This is a genomic window from Paenibacillus sp. LHD-117, from assembly GCF_030929555.1.
GTDB lineage: Bacteria > Bacillota > Bacilli > Paenibacillales > Paenibacillaceae > Pristimantibacillus.
In genome coordinates, this window is sequence record NZ_JAVFVT010000067.1 from 1 (window position 1) to 17,857 (window position 17,857).

13 protein-coding genes are annotated in these 17,857 nt (G+C 55.0%); 5 read left to right on the plus strand and 8 right to left on the minus strand.

Features of this window, described 5'->3' with window-relative positions; translation table 11 throughout:
* The first annotated feature begins 211 nt into the window (after window positions 1-211).
* Complete coding sequence (locus RB620_RS29875) at window positions 212-1,003, plus strand: DNA polymerase III subunit beta (RefSeq protein WP_308100793.1); 792 nt, start codon at window positions 212-214, stop codon at window positions 1,001-1,003.
* 105 nt (window positions 1,004-1,108) lie between these two features.
* Here the strand turns inward: RB620_RS29875 and RB620_RS29880 are convergent, their stop codons facing one another.
* The 6 genes from RB620_RS29880 to RB620_RS29905 form a co-directional block, all read right to left on the minus strand.
* The gene (locus RB620_RS29880) at window positions 1,109-1,819 is read right to left on the minus strand and encodes an ABC transporter permease (RefSeq protein WP_308100795.1); all 711 of its coding nucleotides are present in this window, start codon (window positions 1,817-1,819) and stop codon (window positions 1,109-1,111) included.
* On the minus strand, window positions 1,816-2,736 hold the full coding sequence (locus tag RB620_RS29885; protein ID WP_308100797.1) for an ABC transporter ATP-binding protein: 921 nt from the start codon (window positions 2,734-2,736) through the stop codon (window positions 1,816-1,818). The genes RB620_RS29880 and RB620_RS29885 overlap by 4 nt, the downstream gene beginning before the upstream one ends.
* Window positions 2,737-2,794: 58 nt before the next feature.
* Window positions 2,795-4,180 carry a sensor histidine kinase gene (locus RB620_RS29890; protein WP_308100812.1) on the minus strand — a complete coding sequence of 462 codons (1,386 nt, stop codon included), beginning with the start codon at window positions 4,178-4,180 and terminating at the stop codon, window positions 2,795-2,797.
* Window positions 4,181-4,271: 91 nt separating this feature from the next.
* Window positions 4,272-5,177: an IS3 family transposase gene (locus RB620_RS29895; protein ID WP_308100798.1), complete on the minus strand. Its 906-nt coding sequence runs from the start codon at window positions 5,175-5,177 to the stop codon at window positions 4,272-4,274.
* On the minus strand, window positions 5,120-5,443 hold the full coding sequence (locus RB620_RS29900; RefSeq protein ID WP_308100799.1) for a helix-turn-helix domain-containing protein: 324 nt from the start codon (window positions 5,441-5,443) through the stop codon (window positions 5,120-5,122). The genes RB620_RS29895 and RB620_RS29900 overlap by 58 nt, the downstream gene beginning before the upstream one ends.
* Window positions 5,444-5,564: 121 nt before the next feature.
* Window positions 5,565-6,239: a response regulator transcription factor gene (locus RB620_RS29905; RefSeq protein ID WP_308100801.1), complete on the minus strand. Its 675-nt coding sequence runs from the start codon at window positions 6,237-6,239 to the stop codon at window positions 5,565-5,567.
* 189 nt (window positions 6,240-6,428) lie between these two features.
* On the opposite strand from RB620_RS29905, the gene RB620_RS29910 reads away from it, so the two are divergent.
* From RB620_RS29910 to RB620_RS29920, 3 genes are all read left to right on the plus strand, one after another.
* On the plus strand, window positions 6,429-7,115 hold the full coding sequence (locus tag RB620_RS29910) for a glycosyltransferase (RefSeq protein WP_308100803.1): 687 nt from the start codon (window positions 6,429-6,431) through the stop codon (window positions 7,113-7,115).
* 915 nt (window positions 7,116-8,030) lie between these two features.
* Window positions 8,031-13,973 carry an S-layer homology domain-containing protein gene (locus RB620_RS29915; protein WP_308100804.1) on the plus strand — a complete coding sequence of 1,981 codons (5,943 nt, stop codon included), beginning with the start codon at window positions 8,031-8,033 and terminating at the stop codon, window positions 13,971-13,973.
* A 153-nt stretch (window positions 13,974-14,126) separates the two neighbouring features.
* Window positions 14,127-14,906: a sporulation protein gene (locus RB620_RS29920; RefSeq protein ID WP_308100805.1), complete on the plus strand. Its 780-nt coding sequence runs from the start codon at window positions 14,127-14,129 to the stop codon at window positions 14,904-14,906.
* An 84-nt stretch (window positions 14,907-14,990) separates the two neighbouring features.
* On the opposite strand, the gene RB620_RS29925 is transcribed toward RB620_RS29920, so the two are convergent.
* Window positions 14,991-15,134, minus strand: coding sequence for a hypothetical protein (locus RB620_RS29925; RefSeq protein ID WP_308100807.1), 144 nt, complete (start codon window positions 15,132-15,134; stop codon window positions 14,991-14,993).
* Between the two features lie 5 nt (window positions 15,135-15,139).
* On the minus strand, window positions 15,140-15,316 hold the full coding sequence (locus RB620_RS29930; RefSeq protein ID WP_308100810.1) for a hypothetical protein: 177 nt from the start codon (window positions 15,314-15,316) through the stop codon (window positions 15,140-15,142).
* 407 nt (window positions 15,317-15,723) lie between these two features.
* Between RB620_RS29930 and RB620_RS29935 the strand changes: the two genes are divergently transcribed.
* Window positions 15,724-17,538, plus strand: a complete 1,815-nt coding sequence (locus RB620_RS29935) for an SgrR family transcriptional regulator (protein ID WP_308100811.1) — start codon at window positions 15,724-15,726, stop codon at window positions 17,536-17,538.
* Window positions 17,539-17,857 lie beyond the last annotated feature (319 nt).

Consider the following 17,857-nt stretch of genomic DNA (forward strand, 5'->3'; position numbering starts at 1 on the left):
AACCATACAACCGAGTTGTGTAGCCAAGAAAATGGACGAAAACTTGCGATATTTAAAGTAATACTGCAAGAAACCTTCTCTACATGGGCAAGTCTCCGGATTTAGGGGGTCTAACCGGTAACTGCCACAGAGAATTGATAAAACATACCTAAAGTATGTTTTTTTTCATTTTCCGTGGTTTTTTGCGTGCAAAAACAGGGAGGAAATTAGAATGGCTACAACAACCAAAACGAAGAATATGACGGCAGCGGAGAAGAGCGAGAAGCAACTTGGATCGATTGCGATGGGAGCAGCCGCATTTAGCGTGGAACGTAATGAGTTGTTGGACGCGTTGGTGTTATGCGCCAAGATTGTTCCTAGATCCAGTGCGATCCCGCTTCTGCAGTGCCTCAAATTTGATCTGAGGGGAGAAACGCTTTTCATCACAGCTATGGATCTACCGAAGCAAGCAGTTCTTCAATTTCTTCGGGTGACCAACGAATCTGGCGAGGATGGGAGCTACTGCCTGAATGCCAAAGAGGTTATCGAGCTCGTGAAACGGATGCCTGATGGGGAACTGTCATTCACGCAGAAAGACGCGAACGTCACGGTTAACTATGGTGAACGTGGCCGGGCCAATCTCAAAGCACTTAGTTCGGAACAATATCCCGAACTGCCGCAACCCGGAAACACGAGTTTTCTTAGTTGCCCGCTTGACATGCTTCGGAAAGGGGCGCTTGCATCCAGATTTGCTGGATCTGACGAAAACATGCCTACGATCACCGCGGTCAATCTGTACCATACCGATGGCCGGCTTGGATTTGTGGCGACGAACCGTCATCGTATCTACCGGTATATCTCTGATATCGCTATTGAGAATCCGGAAGAATTCCAAGGTGGCATGATCGCTGCCGTTCAGTTCAAAAGCATTGTCGACTCGCTCAAATCACCAAATGTCGATCTTGCCATTGCAGCCGATTATCTTGTACTGAAACCTCCGTCAGATTCGACATGGCTCCGATGATCAGGGCGATCAGCGGACTAACGGGTACGAGCAGCCAGATCAAGGAGCGGCTTAGCTTTAGCCGCTCCGCGGCCATAAGTCCCCTAAATGCTTTAATCCGCATCGTCAGCTCACATCCTTTCGATTGAAGTGGACGGCGGTCGGCAGAAGAATGGCGATTCCGCACGCCAGGCCGGCGAAGACGAATGTTTCGCCATGCGTCGCCTTGTAGGAAGCGAGCGGCCAACTGATGGGCACCCATTCCGAGATGGGGAAAATCGACAGCAGCGCCGCGACGATGCCGATCGTAATCGGCAAGGATTGGTTGCGGTAGGTCACGCACATCCATAGCACCGGCGCGAGAACCGTCCAGGAAGCCAAGTACGGATACGAAGCAAGCTTCGCGACGTCCAAGGAAGGGAAGTCCGACGGGTCGAACCCCAGCGCGACCCCGAGCGCGAAGGTGCGGATCGCCAGCATCGCGCACGAAACGGCAAGCAGCATCGCGACGATCGCGAATTTGGCGCCGAACACCGCATACCGCGAAATCGGCAGCGCCAGGAGCTGCTTCCATGCGCTCGTGTGATGCTCCACGTTAGCTAGCATGGAGCTCAGAATCGTAATGCCCATCATAAGCGCGATCGGGACGAACATCAAAATGTTTTCGAGCAGATTTCCCCATGGATCGTCCGCGTACGCCTTCATCATATGATCGTACCGGAGACCGTAATTCAGCGCCTGCATGGCGATCAAGCCGATTGGCGCGAGGAACGTCAGAAACCAGATTCCTTTGCCTTTGATCTTCAGCAAGTCGGCTCTTATCGCTTTGCCGATCATAGGCTTCCGTCCTCCCCGACGATTTCGAGGAACAGCTCCTCGAGCGACTTCCGGTTTTCTTCGACCCGGTAGACGGAGTGACCCGACAGGATGAGCTCCCGAACGGCTTCGGCCACGGACCGGTCGTCGCCGGCTTCCAACGCCAGAGACGACTCCTGCATGCCGAACGCCGCGGGAATGCCGTGTCCGTGAAGCAGACGCAGCGCGTCCTGCGCTTCCGACACGCGGATCGTCACGGCGCTTCGGGATTGCTCCTGCAAGCTTTCGATCGTGTCCTGGAACACCAATTCCCCGCGGCGGATGATCCCGACGACGCTGGCCATCTGCTCCACCTCGCTGAGCAAGTGGCTGGAGATCAGGACGGTAATGCCGTATTGCCTAGGCATATCCTTGATCAATTCGCGAATCTCCAAAATGCCGGACGGATCGAGTCCGTTCGTCGGTTCGTCCAGAATAAGCAGCTCCGGATTGCCGAGGAGCGCGCTCGCGATGCCTAATCGCTGCTTCATGCCAAGCGAATAGCCTTTGACCGGACGTTTCGCCTCCTTCGTCAGTCCGACGATAGCGAGCGTTTCATCGATCCGGCTTCGCGGCGCGTCAATGATGCGGCGGATGGCCTCCAAGTTCTGCACCGCGGTCAAGTGGCCGTAGTTCGAAGGGTATTCGACGAGCGAGCCGACCTTCCGCAGAATCGGCAGACGCTCCTTCACCAGCGATCGGCCGAACATTTGAATGCTGCCGCCGGACGGTTTGATCAGTCCGAGCAGCATGCGAATGGTCGTCGTTTTGCCTGCGCCGTTGGGTCCGAGGAAGCCGTATATTTCGCCCTTCGCGATTTTCAAGTTCAGATTGGACACCGCATAGCGCCCCTTGTACCTCTTGCTGAGACCTCTCGTCTCAATAATCCATTCCTTCACGCTGATCACCTCGAGAACCAGAATAACGTCCCTAGGTTAAAGGAAAGGCGGGCGAAGTTTAAATTTCGTTTAAAAAAAAGCCGGGACGGCGTTCACTCGCCGCTCCGGCTTTATTGCGCGCGCCTTGACGTCTCGGCCCGCTCGTAAAGATAAACCCGCGTTCCCGCCTCGGAGCTTTCGGTTTCCCGGACATGCTCTCGGCAAGATAGTCCACGATGGCGAGGCCGATGCCGGCTCCGCTTCCGGGCGAGCCGGCCTTCATGCCATTGCCGCGGTCGGCAACGACGAGGCTTGTGCGCCCGGCTCTCTCCGCCAGCGTTAAGCCGATATACCCGCCGTTCCCGGCGTGGCGGACGACGTTCTGGAATAGGTTGTCCAGCATGCGCTGGAAGGCGGCCCTATCGACGCTCCAGATCATGGATTCATGGGGAAGATCGACCTCGACCTCCAAGCCTTCGCGTTCCCAGACGGGATACCAGCCCGCCGCGGATTCGCGGGCGAGCCGCATGACGTCGGTCTCCTCGCAAGCAAGCCGGTAACGACCGCCGGTCATGAGCGTGTACGCCAGTAAGTTGTCGATCAGCTCGCCAAGCCCTTCCGACTTGGCCTGCATAACCGATAACGATTGGCGGCCATGCTCGGACAAACGCTCCCCCTGCAATTGATGCAAATGCCCGTTCATAATCGTAAGCGGCGTCCGAAGATCATGCGACAGATTGGCGATCAACGATTTGCGCAGCTCCTCTTCCTCGGCTTGGCGCTTGCGGCTGTCGCGCAGCTGGACGACCATGCCGTTGAAAGCGAGCTCGAGCGCGCCGATTTCGTCCTCGCGCCTTACTCCGATCGGCATCGGGATACCGTGCTCGTCCTGCAGCGCCATCGCGGACTGCAGGCGAAGAAGCCGCCTGCGGATATGGCGGAAGAAGAGGAGCGACATCGCGACGAAAAAGGCGAACATGACGAAAATAAACGCGATGTAATAGGGCGTCCCGGCGCCGATCGGGCTCCCGGGGGAAAGGATGTCCCGTGGCATTCGAAGCGTCATGAACCCAGGACCGGCATTGTCCTTTCCGAGGAAAGCGACGACGGTATACGGGTCGCTGCCGACGCTCGCCTTCATGAAGCGGATCGCCTCCCTGGGCGTCCACTTCGCCGGAATATCCGATTGCGGCGGAAGCTGCCGGCGCGTCACGCCTTCGCCGTCGACCCAGAACATGGTGGCTTCGGGATATTGCCGTTTCAACTCCAATAAGGCGGCGTCGATTTCGTCAACGGACAACCCATCCATTTTCGCCGCTTCGGCATGCCACATCGTTCGGACGGCGGTCGTGCCGCCGTACTTGGTGTCGTCGACTATATCGTTGCCCGATATCCATTGGACGATGGAATACGAAACGCTGGCAATGGGGAGGATGACGGGAATAAACAGGAAGGCGGCGATCACGATCAGCAAATATTGCCCTTTCAGCGATTTCGGAAGAAACCACCGCGTCTTTTTTGGTCAAGCCCCCATTTTGTAGACATTGAAAAAAGCCCTAGGCTGAAAGCTGGCGTCGGTACTCTACCGGCGTCAGCTTGTTTAATTTTCTTTGAATCCTTTCATGGTTATAAAAATGTATAAATTCCTCTATTCTTCGTTGTGCCTCGTCCAACGAGCGGATATTATAAGGGTAGAGCGCTTCCGCTTTGAGATGCGAGAAGAAGCTCTCCATGGCGGCGTTGTCTAAACAATTGCCGCGTCTGGACATGCTGATTTGGGCGCCAACCGTAGGCAGCATGTCGTGGTATGCATGGGACGTGTACTGGAAGCCTTGATCGCTATGAACGATCAATCCGGCTATTTGACCAGTCGCGTCCTTTTGCGCTTCAAATGCGTCTTTAAACGTCTTTAGAACCAGCTCATTGTCATTGCAATTGCTAATGTGATATGCGACGATCTCGGAGCTGCCCAGATCCTTGATAGCCGACAGATATAGCCGTTCATCCTCTACACGATACTGAGTCACATCGGTAACCCACTTCTGATTCGGCTTGTCCGCAGTGAAGTCACGCTTCAGCAAATTATCTGCGACGCGGCCGTCTGCTTCTGCTACTTGATAGGAGTTGCGATAGTTGCGCTTCCTTCGAATAACAGCCTTCAAGCCAAGTTGTTGCATGAGACGTAGTACTCGCTTGTGATTCACCTTTTCACCATATTGACGTTCAAGCTCATCCTCTATTCTTCGGTATCCGTATGTTCCGTTTCTCTGCTCGTATATGGATTTGATTCGCTCTTTCGTTTCATGGTCCTTGTCGTTAACTAGCCGATTTAAATAGCTGTAATATCCGCTTCTAGATACGCCTAAGAGGCTGCAGAGCTCCTTAATGGGATACTGTTCCGCGGCTAACTGAATGATATGGTACTTGCCTTGTGCACCTCCTGTTTCCATATTTTCAAACACTTTTTTAAGGCTTCGTTCTCCCGTTTGAGCTGCTTCACATGTCGGTCCTGGTCTATATACTGTTCCCGACGTCCTCGTTGATCCAACAGTCCAAACTCACCAAGTTCCCTGTACCTACGCATCCACTTTTTAACTCTATCCTTATCTTGAATCCCTAAGTGTTCGGTTATTTGTCTGTATGTCCATTTCTCCTCAATATGTAAGCGAATCGCCTCCTTCTTGTCTTCCTCTGTATATGACTTAAACTTCTGTCCTTTATTCGCCATAAAAAATACACCCCCTAGAATTCATCGGAATAACCAGGGGTTTTTCCAATGTCTATTCTAAGGGGTGCACCTCATTTTGCACCTGGGACGTTTGTGTTCCATTTCCGTTTTCCGCTCCCGTTCATCTCCGCACCCGGTAACCCAAACCTCGAATCGTCTCGATAATTTCGGGACTGGCCGGATCCTTTTCGATTTTTTCGCGAAGATAACGAATATGCACCATCAACGTTTTGTCTCCTTCCAAATAAGGCTCGTTCCAGACGGCTTCGTAGATTTGCTCCTTCGTCAGAATTTGTCCCAGATGCCGAATCAGGTACATGAAAATATGAAACTGCTTCCCGCTAAGCGCGATTTCTTCTCCGCTTTCCGCATGGACGACCCGGTTCTCCGCTTCGTAGACGAGCAAATGTTTGACCTCCGTCGGTTCATTGGAGCGTTTCCCGCTGCGTCGCAACAGCACTTCGATCCGGGCGGTCAATTCGTCGGGATGGAACGGTTTAGTCAAATAGTCGTCGGCGAACCGCAAGCCCTGCAGCTTGTCGTCGATCGACGTGCGGGCCGACAACATCAGAATGGGGACGTCGGGCGCCGATTTCTTCAACCTTTGCCCCATCGTGAAGCCGTCCAGCCCCGGCAGCATGACATCCAGAATAATCAGGCTGCAGCCTTCCGCTTCCTGCAAGGCATGTTCACCGCTTGCGAGCCACTTCACCTCGTATTGCTGCTCGCGCAGATGATCCGCGACGAGCTGCCCGATTTCTTTGTCGTCCTCGATATATAGCAATATAATCTTCAATGGATATCGTCTCCTCCGCCTCTTCCTCTTCAAAAATTATAAACGAAGCGGCATCGGCCGGGAAAGCTCGGTCGGCTTATGGATCCGTCCGCATCCCGCATGCCGTTCGTCCAAGCCTCATCCCACTCTAGCGAATATGCTATACGAAACAAGTTTCATAAACTTTATCGCGAGAGGCGGGTGCCGGCAATGAAGGACATCAGCATTATTCTGGAAATCCCTTTTAACAACAGGGAGTACAGCAAGCAGATCTATGATCCGAAATGGATTAATTACCGCATGGACATTACGATGAAGTATACGGCCCAATGTTTGCGCAAGCAGACCAGCAGCGACTTCACGGCTTTATTCCTGTACAAGGACGAGACGGAGCCGATTATTCAGGAAGCGTTAGCCCGCTACGAGGCGCTGCCGCCGCATATCCGGTTCGTGCCCGCGACGGGCGCTAGAGCCATCGCGACGGAAGCGATCCGGGATTCCGCGCTTACCTATTCCGTTCGGCTCGATTCCGATAACATGTTTTCGAAGGATTACATGGAACGGCTTCGCGGCCGCGTTCTGAAGCCGGGGACGCAAGCGATCGTTACGAAGCAAGGTTATATTTACGATTCCGTTCGGCATCGGCTGGCGACCATCGGCTATCCGTCGCCTTCTTTTTACGCGCTTGTTTTCAAAACGGAAGAATTTATCGCAGGCAAAAAATATCCGCTTCGCACTCATCACGACGCCATCCGTCTGAGACATGAGCTGATGCCGGGACGGAATTTCGTCGTCGTCGTGCATAAGACAAACGCGCTCAACGCGTTCACTGTGCGGCGGCCGTCGGATTTAGTGCCGAAGGATCAGATCGATGGCGTGCTCGAGCGGTTTATATGAACTGCGGAAAGTTCCATTAGCGAACGGGCAATTTCTTATGGGGCTGTCTATAAAGTAGGTCTTCCCGCTTTGACGAGAACAGCCTTACGTGGTTTTATTCACATTCGTCCCGTTGCGGCGCGAATGGGTGTCGTGTGTATGGTTTTTCGTGCATATTCGTCCCGTTGCGCCCCGAATAGGTGTCGTGTGTATGGTTTTTCGTACACGTTCGCCCCGTTGTGCCACGAATGGGTGTCGTGTGTATGGTTTTTCGTACACGTTCGTCCCGTTGTGCCGCGAATGGGTGTCGTGTGTATGGTTTGTCGTACACGTTCGTCCCGTTGCGCCCCGAAACGGTGTCGTGTGTATGGTTTTTCGTACACGTTCGGCCTGATGAGCCGCATTTAGACGAAGAAAAGCTGTCCCTAAAAGTGTTTACTTTTGAGACAGCCCCATTTGCATTCCTCGCGATGGCGGAAGTCAGAAATCGACGAATTTTGCAATCGTTTGCACACATTAAGGGATTTGACATGCTTCCAACGGCTTATTTGATCTACGAAAAAGCGGGTTTCGTATTTTTTTTGTGGAATATATTGATTGTAAAGCGTTTTCATAATAAGATTAGAGCACTGACTTGGTTTAATGAAGGAGGGAAGCATCTATTTGTGCAAACGATTGCACAAATAATGCAGTAATTACAGCACCTAAGCAACAGCACCTAAGCAACAGCACCTAAGCAACAGCACCTAAGCAACAGCACCTAAGCAACAGCACCTAAGCAACAGCACCTAAGCAACAGCACCTAAGCAACAGCACCTAAGCAACAAACAGCACCTAAGCAACAGCACCTGAGCAACATCACCGCAACAGCACAAAAACCGCATTGAATTCGCAACGTTAGCAACCGGCTTTAACATTCAATAAGGAGGCACGCGCATGAACGGAATTTTACGAGGTAAAAAGAATACGCGCCTTTGGGCACTTATTTTGGTATTTGCGATGGTTATTCAAACGATCGGAGCAGTTACGGCTCCGGCATATGTAAGCGCTGACACATCCGGCATTGTGGCCGATACGTTCGAGGAGCAGCCGGGCGGCAGCAACAAATGGGTCGTTGTCGGCTCCTTCCAGGGCTGGGACAACGAATCGACGGCTACGCAAATGAAACATCTCGTCGGCGAATATTACGTTTATTCGGCCGTGCTGGCTGCCGGACGCCACGAGTTCAAGATCGTCCGCCAAGGCACATGGGACGGATACTCCAACGGCGGCAACAACATGAGCTTCGATTTGACGGAAGCGACGAAAGTCAATTTTTACGTGAACGACGAGCTGGGACAGGCGCGCATCAGCCTGCCGGACGTTTCGGGCGCCGTCCAGTACGTTCCGGCGCTAAGCCAAGCGGTATGGCCGAGACTGGTCGGCAGCATTCAGTCCGTATTCGGCGAGACGGCCTGGAGTCCGAATGAGGCCGAGCAGTTCTTCGTCGATTACAACTTCGACGGTTCGGTCTATAAGCTGCAGCGTACGCTGCCGGCCGGGCGTTACGAGATGAAGGTCGTGCAAGGCGGCAGCTGGGATGCGAACAATTACGGCAATGGCAACGACAACTTCGTCCTGCAAACGATCGATCCCGCGGATGTCACGATCACGACCAAGCTTACCGAACGTACGATGTCCACGGACTACAAGCCGGCGGACAGCCAGTTCGACGGCATGATCCGTCGCGATAAGGTAACGTTCAACAGCCGCTCGGTTACTTACAAGAAGCCGTTCGGCGCCATCAAGGAAGCAGCGGAGGATCTGACGCTCCGGATCGAGACAGAAGCGGGCGACGCCCAAGTGGTTCGCGTCGAGCTAAGCAATCCGCAAGGCCTTGCTTCCGCGTTCGATATGCGGAAGGCAACGTCCTTCGACGGAAAGGATTTCTGGGAGACGACGATTCCTTCGACCGCATTTCAGGGAATCGGCGTATGGGGCTACAAATTTATTCTGATCGACGGAACGGCGAAGCTGGAATACGGCGACGACGGCTCGCGGGGAGGCACGGGAACGACGGCGGACGACGGGGTGCTTCCCTACGAGCTGACCGTGTACAAGGCGGATTTCCAAACGCCGGATTGGATGAAAAACGCCGTCGTGTATCAAATCTTCCCGGATCGGTTCTTCGACGGGGAGGAATCGAACAACCGCGCCAAAACGGCGGACGGCTATCGCGGAGGAGCGGCGGCCCCGGGCCGGGAGCTGACGTCCAATAACGGGTACGAGCTCCAATACTTCGACGGCGGCGTAACGAATGACCCAACGCCAGACCAAGTCGAGGGCGACTGGGCCGAGGTGCCGGAGAACCCGGACCGCACGAAGCCGGAGCAGCAGCCTTATTTCCCCAACGCGACATCCGACGGCCTATGGACGAACGAATTTTACGGAGGCGACATTCAAGGCATTTCGAAGAAGCTGGATTATTTGAAATCGATCGGCGTGAACGTCATCTACATGAACCCGGTCGCTTGGGCGGCTTCGAACCATAAATACGACGCCACGGACTACCACCATCTGGATCCGATGTTCGGCGAACCGGTGTATAATACGCCGGGCGATCCGAAGTCCGGACTGGATTACGAAGCGACGCGCGTCGCGTCGGACCGCGTGTTCACCGAATTCGCGAAGCAAGCGCGCGATCTTGGGATTATGCTGATCATGGACGGCGTGTTCAATCATGTCGGCGACGACTCCATCTATTTCGACCGCTATGGCAAATATCCGGAGATCGGCGCGTACGAGTTCTGGGCGAAGGTATACGACAAGGTGAACGATCAGGGCGCGACGCTCGCCGACGCCAAGCAGCAGACGATCGACGCTTTCACGGCTCAGATTAATCCGGCCACGGGAACGAATTACGCGTATCCGGAAGATTTTGATTTCACGACTTGGTTTACGGTGGAAAACGCGAAAGTCGAAGGCCACTACAAATACGAAGGCTGGTGGGGTTACGATTCCCTTCCGGTCGTCGATGCGCCCGCGGCGGCGGTTGGCGACGACGATGCGCTCGAGGGCAACCACGAGTGGAACGTGCCGGGGTACCGTGATCTCGTCATCGGCCATGATTTGACGGGATTAAGCGATGAAGAAGCAAGCGAACAAATGCAATACGCGGGCTCCCAGCGATGGGAATGGATGGGGGCGAACGGGTGGCGCCTCGACGTCGCGCCGGACGTATCCGCCGGCACTTGGCAGCAATTCCGCAAAGCGGCGAAGTCGACCGCGGGCCGCAAGGACGTGAACGGCAACTCAATTCCGGACCCGATCGTCCTCGGCGAAGAGTGGGGCGTCGCCACGCGCTTCCTGCTCGGTGACCAGTTCGATTCCGTCATGAACTACCGGTTCCGAGGCGCGCTGCAAAGCTTTATGCTCAGCGGTAACGCGAATCAATTGAATGAAGCGCTCGAATCGATCCGCGAAGACTATCCGGCAGAAGCTTGGGAGGTCATGCTGAACCTGGTGGGATCCCATGATACGATCCGTTCCATCACGAAGTACGACAAGCCGGAATGGGAAGAGGAGCATCTCGCGATCGCGCCGGAGGCGACGTACAAGGCGCTGAAGCTGCAGGCGTTGACGGCGATCTTCCAAATGGGTTATCCGGGCGCGCCGACCATCTATTACGGCGATGAGGTAGGTCTTGCGGGAACGAAGGATCCGGATTCCCGCCGCACGTTCCCTTGGGAACGCGTCAAGGTCACTGAAGGCGAATATTCGGGGGTTGGCCGTTACGCAGGGCTGTTCGATGCGTACGTGAAAGCGACTGCCGCCCGCGAAGAGAACGAAGCATTCCGCACGGGCGAGCTGAAAATGGTTTACAGCCAAGGCAACGTCATCGCCTATGTGCGCAAGACGGAGAGCGAGGCAGGTCTAGTCGCGGTGAACCGCGGCACGGAAGACGCGACGATTCAGGTTGACGTAGCGGGTTTCCTGCCGGCAGGATTGACGCTGGTGGATAGGCTAGGCAGCGATTCGCTGGGTACGGTCGAGGACGGCCGTATCTTGCTCACGGTCAAAGCGATGAGCGGACTCATGATGTCGTCGACTACCGAGCTTGTAACGGTTCCGAAGGTGCAGCAGGTCAGCGCGACCGGCGGCAACGGCGAAGTTGTGCTTGCTTGGGAACAGGTCGAAGGCGCGACCAGATATAACGTGTACCGGGCAGCGATCGAAGGCGGCGCGTTAACGTTTGCCGGCGAAGCGAATGGTTTGACATGGTCGGATACCGACGTCGAGAACGGCAAGAAGTATTATTATACTGTGACGGCCGTTACCGCGAGCGGAGAAAGCCCGCTTAGCGACTACGCGTCGGCTACCCCGTCCTTCCCCGTAGGCTCGGTAGCGATCACGCTGCCATCGACCCAGGTTACACTCGGGGCAGGCAACAAAACATCGGAGATTCAGGTGACGATCGGCATCCCTGGGCTCACGGACGATGATGCATACGCAGGCAAGGAAGCGCCGAATCTGATCGCGCGCCTGGTTTATTACAAAGCGGGCTCTTCCCTCGAGTACGCAGCGGATACGAAGCTACGATACAAACAAGACACTCAGGACGGCCAACAAAAAATATACTGGGCAACGTTCGAGCCGATCGAAGCGGGCGAATACGGCTATTTCGCCAAGGTGTCCACGGATAACGGAGAGACCTTCTCCGAATCGGAGTCTGAAAGCGTCAGCGTCCTTGCGGACGCGAACGACACGACGCCGCCGGCGGCGCCCGTTCTCGCGAACATTACGACCGAGTCGAGCCGCGTGCAGTTGAATTGGACGGAAGATGAAGGCGAGACGACCGTTCATCAGTTCGAAATTTATCGTAATAAAGCGGACGGCGATTTCGTACGGATCGCGGTCGCCGAGAAGACGGCCTTCTCTTATGTCGACTTCACCGTCAGCAACGATACGGATTATACGTATAAGGTGGCTGCCGTGGACAGCTCTTACAATCGCGCATACTCCGGCGAGCAATCGGTTACGCCTAAGCTGGTTATGGTCGACGTGAAGCTGCGCGTCCATCTGCCGGGTTATACGCCGGTCCAGGACGATATTTACGTGGCGGGCGACTTCAATGGCTGGAACTCGTCAGGCAATAAGCTGAACGTGCCGAGCGGAGCGACGTCCCGCGACGTTGTGGAATACAGCTTCAAGATGATGGCGGGCAAATCGATCCAATACAAATATACGCGCGGAACGTGGCCGACCGAGGCGCTGACTTCGCACAGCCGCAAGGCGAACGACACGGAGGATGCCGGCAACTATGCGTATTCCTCGACGGACACGAACATGCAGCTGACGATCCGTAATCAGGGCAACAATACGATGGTCGTGGACGATTACGTTCTTCGCTGGGTGGATATGCCGATGATCGTGACGATGCCGCGAATCTCCTATGGAGACGACATCGCGTTCTCGACGCAAGAGGATACGTTTACGCTAAAAGCGAACGTGCCGTACGGCGTCGACTTCACCATTAATGAAAAGCCGATCGACCCTGCGGATATGGATGCGGCAGGCAACGTGCTAGTCGAAGATATTCCTCTGAAAGCCGGTCTCAACGAGTTCATGCTCCATATCGAACCGAGCGCAGAGACACTGGCGCTACCTTGGTACACCGACCAAGGGCGCGCAGGGCAAGCGACCAAAACGATCAAGCTTGCGATTACAAAGGAAGGCGGAGCCGATGGCGGCGGCGGAGGGACCGTCGTTCAACCGGATGACGGACGAACCAAAGCGGTAAGCGTCCAGCAATTGAAGGATGCGATCGGGGCAAGTGCCGGCGTCGACGGAGTGAAGCTGGACGCGCAAGGCAAGCCGCAAGTAGCGCTGCCGATCAACGCGGGCGAGCTGCTCGGCGGCAAGACGTTGGACATTAAGCAAGGGGATGCTTGGATTCGCGTTCCGGGCGAGGTGATTGGCGAGCTCGCCAGCCGATTCGGCGCGGTAAGCGGTGGAACGATCATCCTGAAGATGGAGCCTTTGGTCGAAGGCGCGCGAGAGCAGCTGCTTGAACAAGCTGGGGATGGGCTGCAAGCGGGCTTGAACGCAATCTCGGATATCTATGATTTCCGTCTTGCGCTCGTTGACGCGAGCGGCAAGGAAATCGGCGTGCTGAGCGAGTTCGATCAGCCGCTAACGCTAACGTTCGTGCTCGATGCTTCCGCGAATGAGCAACTCGCAGGCGTGTATTACCTCGCGGACGACGGGCAGCTTGAGTACGTCGGAGGCACGCTGAATGAAGACGGCACGATGACGGCGGAGATTCATCACTTCTCCGCTTACGCGGTGCTCGAATACGACAAAACATTTGTTGATGTTCCCGCATCCCACTGGGCGGAACCGTTCATTAAGGCATTGGCCGCTCGGCATATCGTAACAGGTACAACCGACGACCATTATGAACCGAGTCGCAGCGTTACACGCGCCGAGTTCGCGGCGCTGATCGCCCGCGGGCTGAACTTGAAGCCGTCCGGCCCGTCGGCATTCGCCGACGTAGACGGAAGCGCTTGGTATGCGGATGCCGTAACAGCGGCAGCGGAAGCCGGCATCGTGAAGGGCAAGTCGGCAACGAATTTCGCGCCGAACGACGCGATTACGCGCGAAGAGATGGCCGTCATGCTCATGCGGGCCTATGAGGCGAGTAACGGCAAGCCGGCGGAAGACCTCGAGAATCTCTCCTTCGCGGACGGATCCGCCATCGGAAGCTGGGCGAGAGACGCCGTCGAGGCGGCTGTTCAGCTTGGTTTCCTTGAAGGCAAAGGAAACGATCTATTTGATCCGCAAGGTCTGGCAACCCGCGCCGAAAGCGCGAAAGTGATTTATCTTCTGCTGGCCGAGTAACGAAGGCGGCGATTGTTTGAACGGGAGAGCCGAGCGATTGTCGCCGGCTCTTTCTTTTTGCCCGCGAGCCGTAAAATTTTGTTATGATGTTGTTGATACCTTTTTCCCCATGTATCGTAGTAAGTGGATATGAAACGAGGAGGAGAGTGTTCAATGTCATTGTTTAACCGTATGATGGCAAGTGTTGGAATCGGGTCGGCGAAGGTGGATACGCTTCTGGAGAAGACATCCTACTGTCCCGGAGAAGAAGTGCGCGGCGTCGTCCGCATTCAAGGCGGCTCGGTCGAGCAGCAGATCGAAGGCATTGATTTATCCATCATGACTTACTACATCAAGGAAGTGAACGATAGCAAGATGCAGCAAAACGTGGAGCTTGGCAAAGTGCGAGTCGCTCCGCCGATCACGGTGCGCGCGAACGAAAACAAGGAGATCGGCTTCAGCTTTTATCTGGCGCCGAACACGCCGCTCTCCATCGGCAGAACGCCGGTGTGGATCAAAACGACGGCGGATATCCGCTCGGCCGTTGATCCGACGGACAACGACCGTATCGAGGTCGTACCGACGGCGGCCATGAATGTCGTGCTGCAAGCGATCGAATCGCTCGGCTTCAAGCTGCGCCAGGCGGAGACGGTATATGCTCCGCGCCTCGGAGATTCCTCGCCGTTCGTCCAGGAATTCGAGTGGGTGCCTTACTCCGGCGCATACCGAGGCAGACTGGATGAGCTTGAGCTGGTGATCCTGCGCAATCGCGGAAGCGAGCTTGAGCTGCTGCTGCAGATCGACCGCCGCGCGACGAACCTGTTCGGCATGTTCGCCGAAGCGATGGACATGGACGAAAGCTTCGTGAAAGTCATCGTGAGGGATTCCGATCTCGCGCAAGGTCCGCAATACGTCGCCTCGTTGCTGAACAACGTCATTGCAAGATACGTCTAGTCGCGAGTTTTATTCGCGAAGCAAATCAGCCCTTCCTTCGGGAAGGGCTGATTTATTTCTTTGCTGCCGAAGATGGAACCCTTGTTAGCAGCTTTTGCCGTTATTGCTTTTGCCGCTCTTCATCGGCTTCGTTCCCGATTCGTTCGCCAGCTTGTCGCCGAATTGGTCCAGGCGTGACGGGCTTCCCGCCGGCCCGGTATTCTCGGGCTTACTGTTTCTTCCCGACATCGATATCACCTCCACGGTGTATAGGATGAACCGAAGCGTGCCTTATATGCGCGCAGCTTCTCCATCCACGATTGTTTCGGTTCCCGCTCAGCCGTCACGAATTCACCCCTTCGGTCCCTGCTCTCCCAATCCGTCTCCCAATCCTGCCTCAACTGCTCTCCCACATAATATTCCATAAGCACGTTCAGTCCTCCTCGTGTTTCTTTTTTAAATTTGTTGTCTTTATTATGCGCTGACGAAAAGGGTACAAAAAGTGTATAATCATCTTAATTAATTTCCCCTTTTCTCTTTTTGCCATAATCGCTTAGATGTGCGAGTTCAAAAAGTTCAGTTTTCAGCACATGAGCTTATGCTTCCGATGCTGCGTTTTTTTTCAAAAACGCTGTAGAAGGTTGGATGAAGCTAGGAAATGAGGAGCGGAGCGTAGTGGAAGCTACGTGAGCACCTGCAATGTTTCCGGAGGAAACATACTTCGTAAGCATACGCTTGTTCCGGCTGAGTTCAAGATTCGATGTCGATTAAGCTACCTGGTATGCATCGTGATCAAAAGTGGACTTTTTGAACAACCTCTAGAAGGAGTTGATAACGGATGGTGAACGACGAGCGGTATTTGACGCTGTACGCCAGTTATGCCGACGCCGAAGGAACGGGCATTCCAATCGAGGTATCGCTGGAGGAGCTGGCCGACAAGCTGTTTTGCACAACCCGCAACGTGAAGCTGATTGTTCGCAAGCTCGAAGAGGACGGCATGATCGAATGGAGCGCGGGCCGCGGGCGGGGCAACCGGTCGAAGATGACGTTCCTGATCGACAAAGGCAAGAAGCTGATGGAGCTTGCGGAGCATTACGCGATGAAGGGCGAGTACCAATATGCCTTCGAGTTGATCCAGACATATGGCGAAGGGACGTCGGTCCGCCAGCATTTCGTGGAATGGATGAATGGTCACTTCGGATACCAGATCGCGCAGGAGGGCGAAGCCGAAGTCGACATGCTCCGGCTGCCGGTCTACCGGCCGATCATTACGCTCGATACCAAAAATTTGTATTACGCCTTCAGCGCCCATATGGTGAAGCAGTTGTTCAACACCCTTGTCGTATTCGATCGGGATGCAGGGCGCATCATGCCTTCGCTCGCCCATGCGTGGGAGGTCGACGCCGCCGGGAAGGAATGGACGTTCCATCTTCGAAAGGGCGTGTTGTTTCATCACGGGAGAGAGCTGGTTGCGGAGGATGTCGTCTATTCGCTGGAGAGGCTGAAGGGCAGCACGGCTTCGGGCTGGTACGTCCGCTCCGTCGCGGAAGTGGAGAAGCGGGGCGTCAGGACCGTCGTGATCAAGCTGGATAAACCGAATTGGCTGTTCCTCCGCTTCCTGTGCGCATCCGCATTGTCGATCGTGCCCCACGAGCTGGTCCGGCAGGACGAACGGTTCTGGACCCATCCGATCGGCACGGGACCGTTCCGGTTCGTGGATTGGAAGCAGGATCGGTTCACGATGGAAGCGAACCCTCAGTATTTCCAGGGACGCGCGCATCTCGACGGCATCATGATCGCGGTGCTGCCGGAAAGCTCCGCGATGTTCACGAAGAGCTGGGAGCAGCTGCTCGTCGACCATGATTTGAAGGACATCGAACCGGAGCAGGGCTGGAAGCGGATCGAGTACGTGTGCAACGGCTGCAGCTTGCTTACTTGGAACTTAGGGAAGCCAGGTCCGCAGAAGTCGTTCGCGTTCCGGAAGGCGGTCGACCTCCTGATCAACCGAAGCCGGATGATCGAGGAGCTTGGCGAGGACCGGATTTATCCTGCATGGGGATTTTTCCCGAACGAAGACTTGTACGGCATGGCGTTCCATGCCGATTGCGAGCGGGCCGCCGCCTTGCTTAAGGAATCCGGCTATAAGGGAGAGCCGATCCGAATCGGCGTTTATGGCATTCATGAGCAGGATGCCAGATGGCTGCAGCGGGAGCTTGCCGCCTATGGCATCGTGATCGAGGTTCAAGTCGAGACATGGCTCACCGTCCGGGAACCGGATGTGCTCCGCAATTTCGACTGCATGCTTTATTGCGTCGTGTTCGCCGAGGATGAAGTGTGCATGATCGAGCTGTTCGAGCAGTCGGGCAACTTCATGCGCGAGCAGCTCGATTCGGAGCTTCTGGCGTGGGTGAAAGAGAAAATCGACGCCGCGCTTGCCTGCCGGACCGAGGAGGAGCGGTGGACGCAGCTGATGGATATCGAAGGGCGCCTTCGAGAGGAAGCGCATGTCAGCTTTTTGCTCCATAAGAAGCTGAATACGTTCTACAACCCTAACATTAAGGGCGTGGGAGTCAATTCGCTCGGATGGATCGATTTTAAGGATATATGGCTGGAGAAGGAAACATTATCGGAAAGTTCGGTCGGTGCCGATTAGTTTGGCGGCGCATGTCGTCTGCCGGAGCAGTGGCTTTCGGCCATTGTTTTTAGGCTGGGCGCTTGTCGTCATACTGGTGCGATGGTTTACGGCAGCGGCGCCGCCGAGGAGCTGCTGCCGAATTACGACTAGTAAACGGTCCTGGAAATCGCTACGTTTTGATTATTCATGGATGGATGCTAACGGAAGCGGCGGACGTTACTATTAAGCCCCCTAATCAAGTTGGAGAGATAGCAGGGAAATAAGGTACAATCTTGATGAAGGGGGCGGGGATGATGAGACAACGGAACAATGCGTTCAAAGAGGTACGATATAAGGC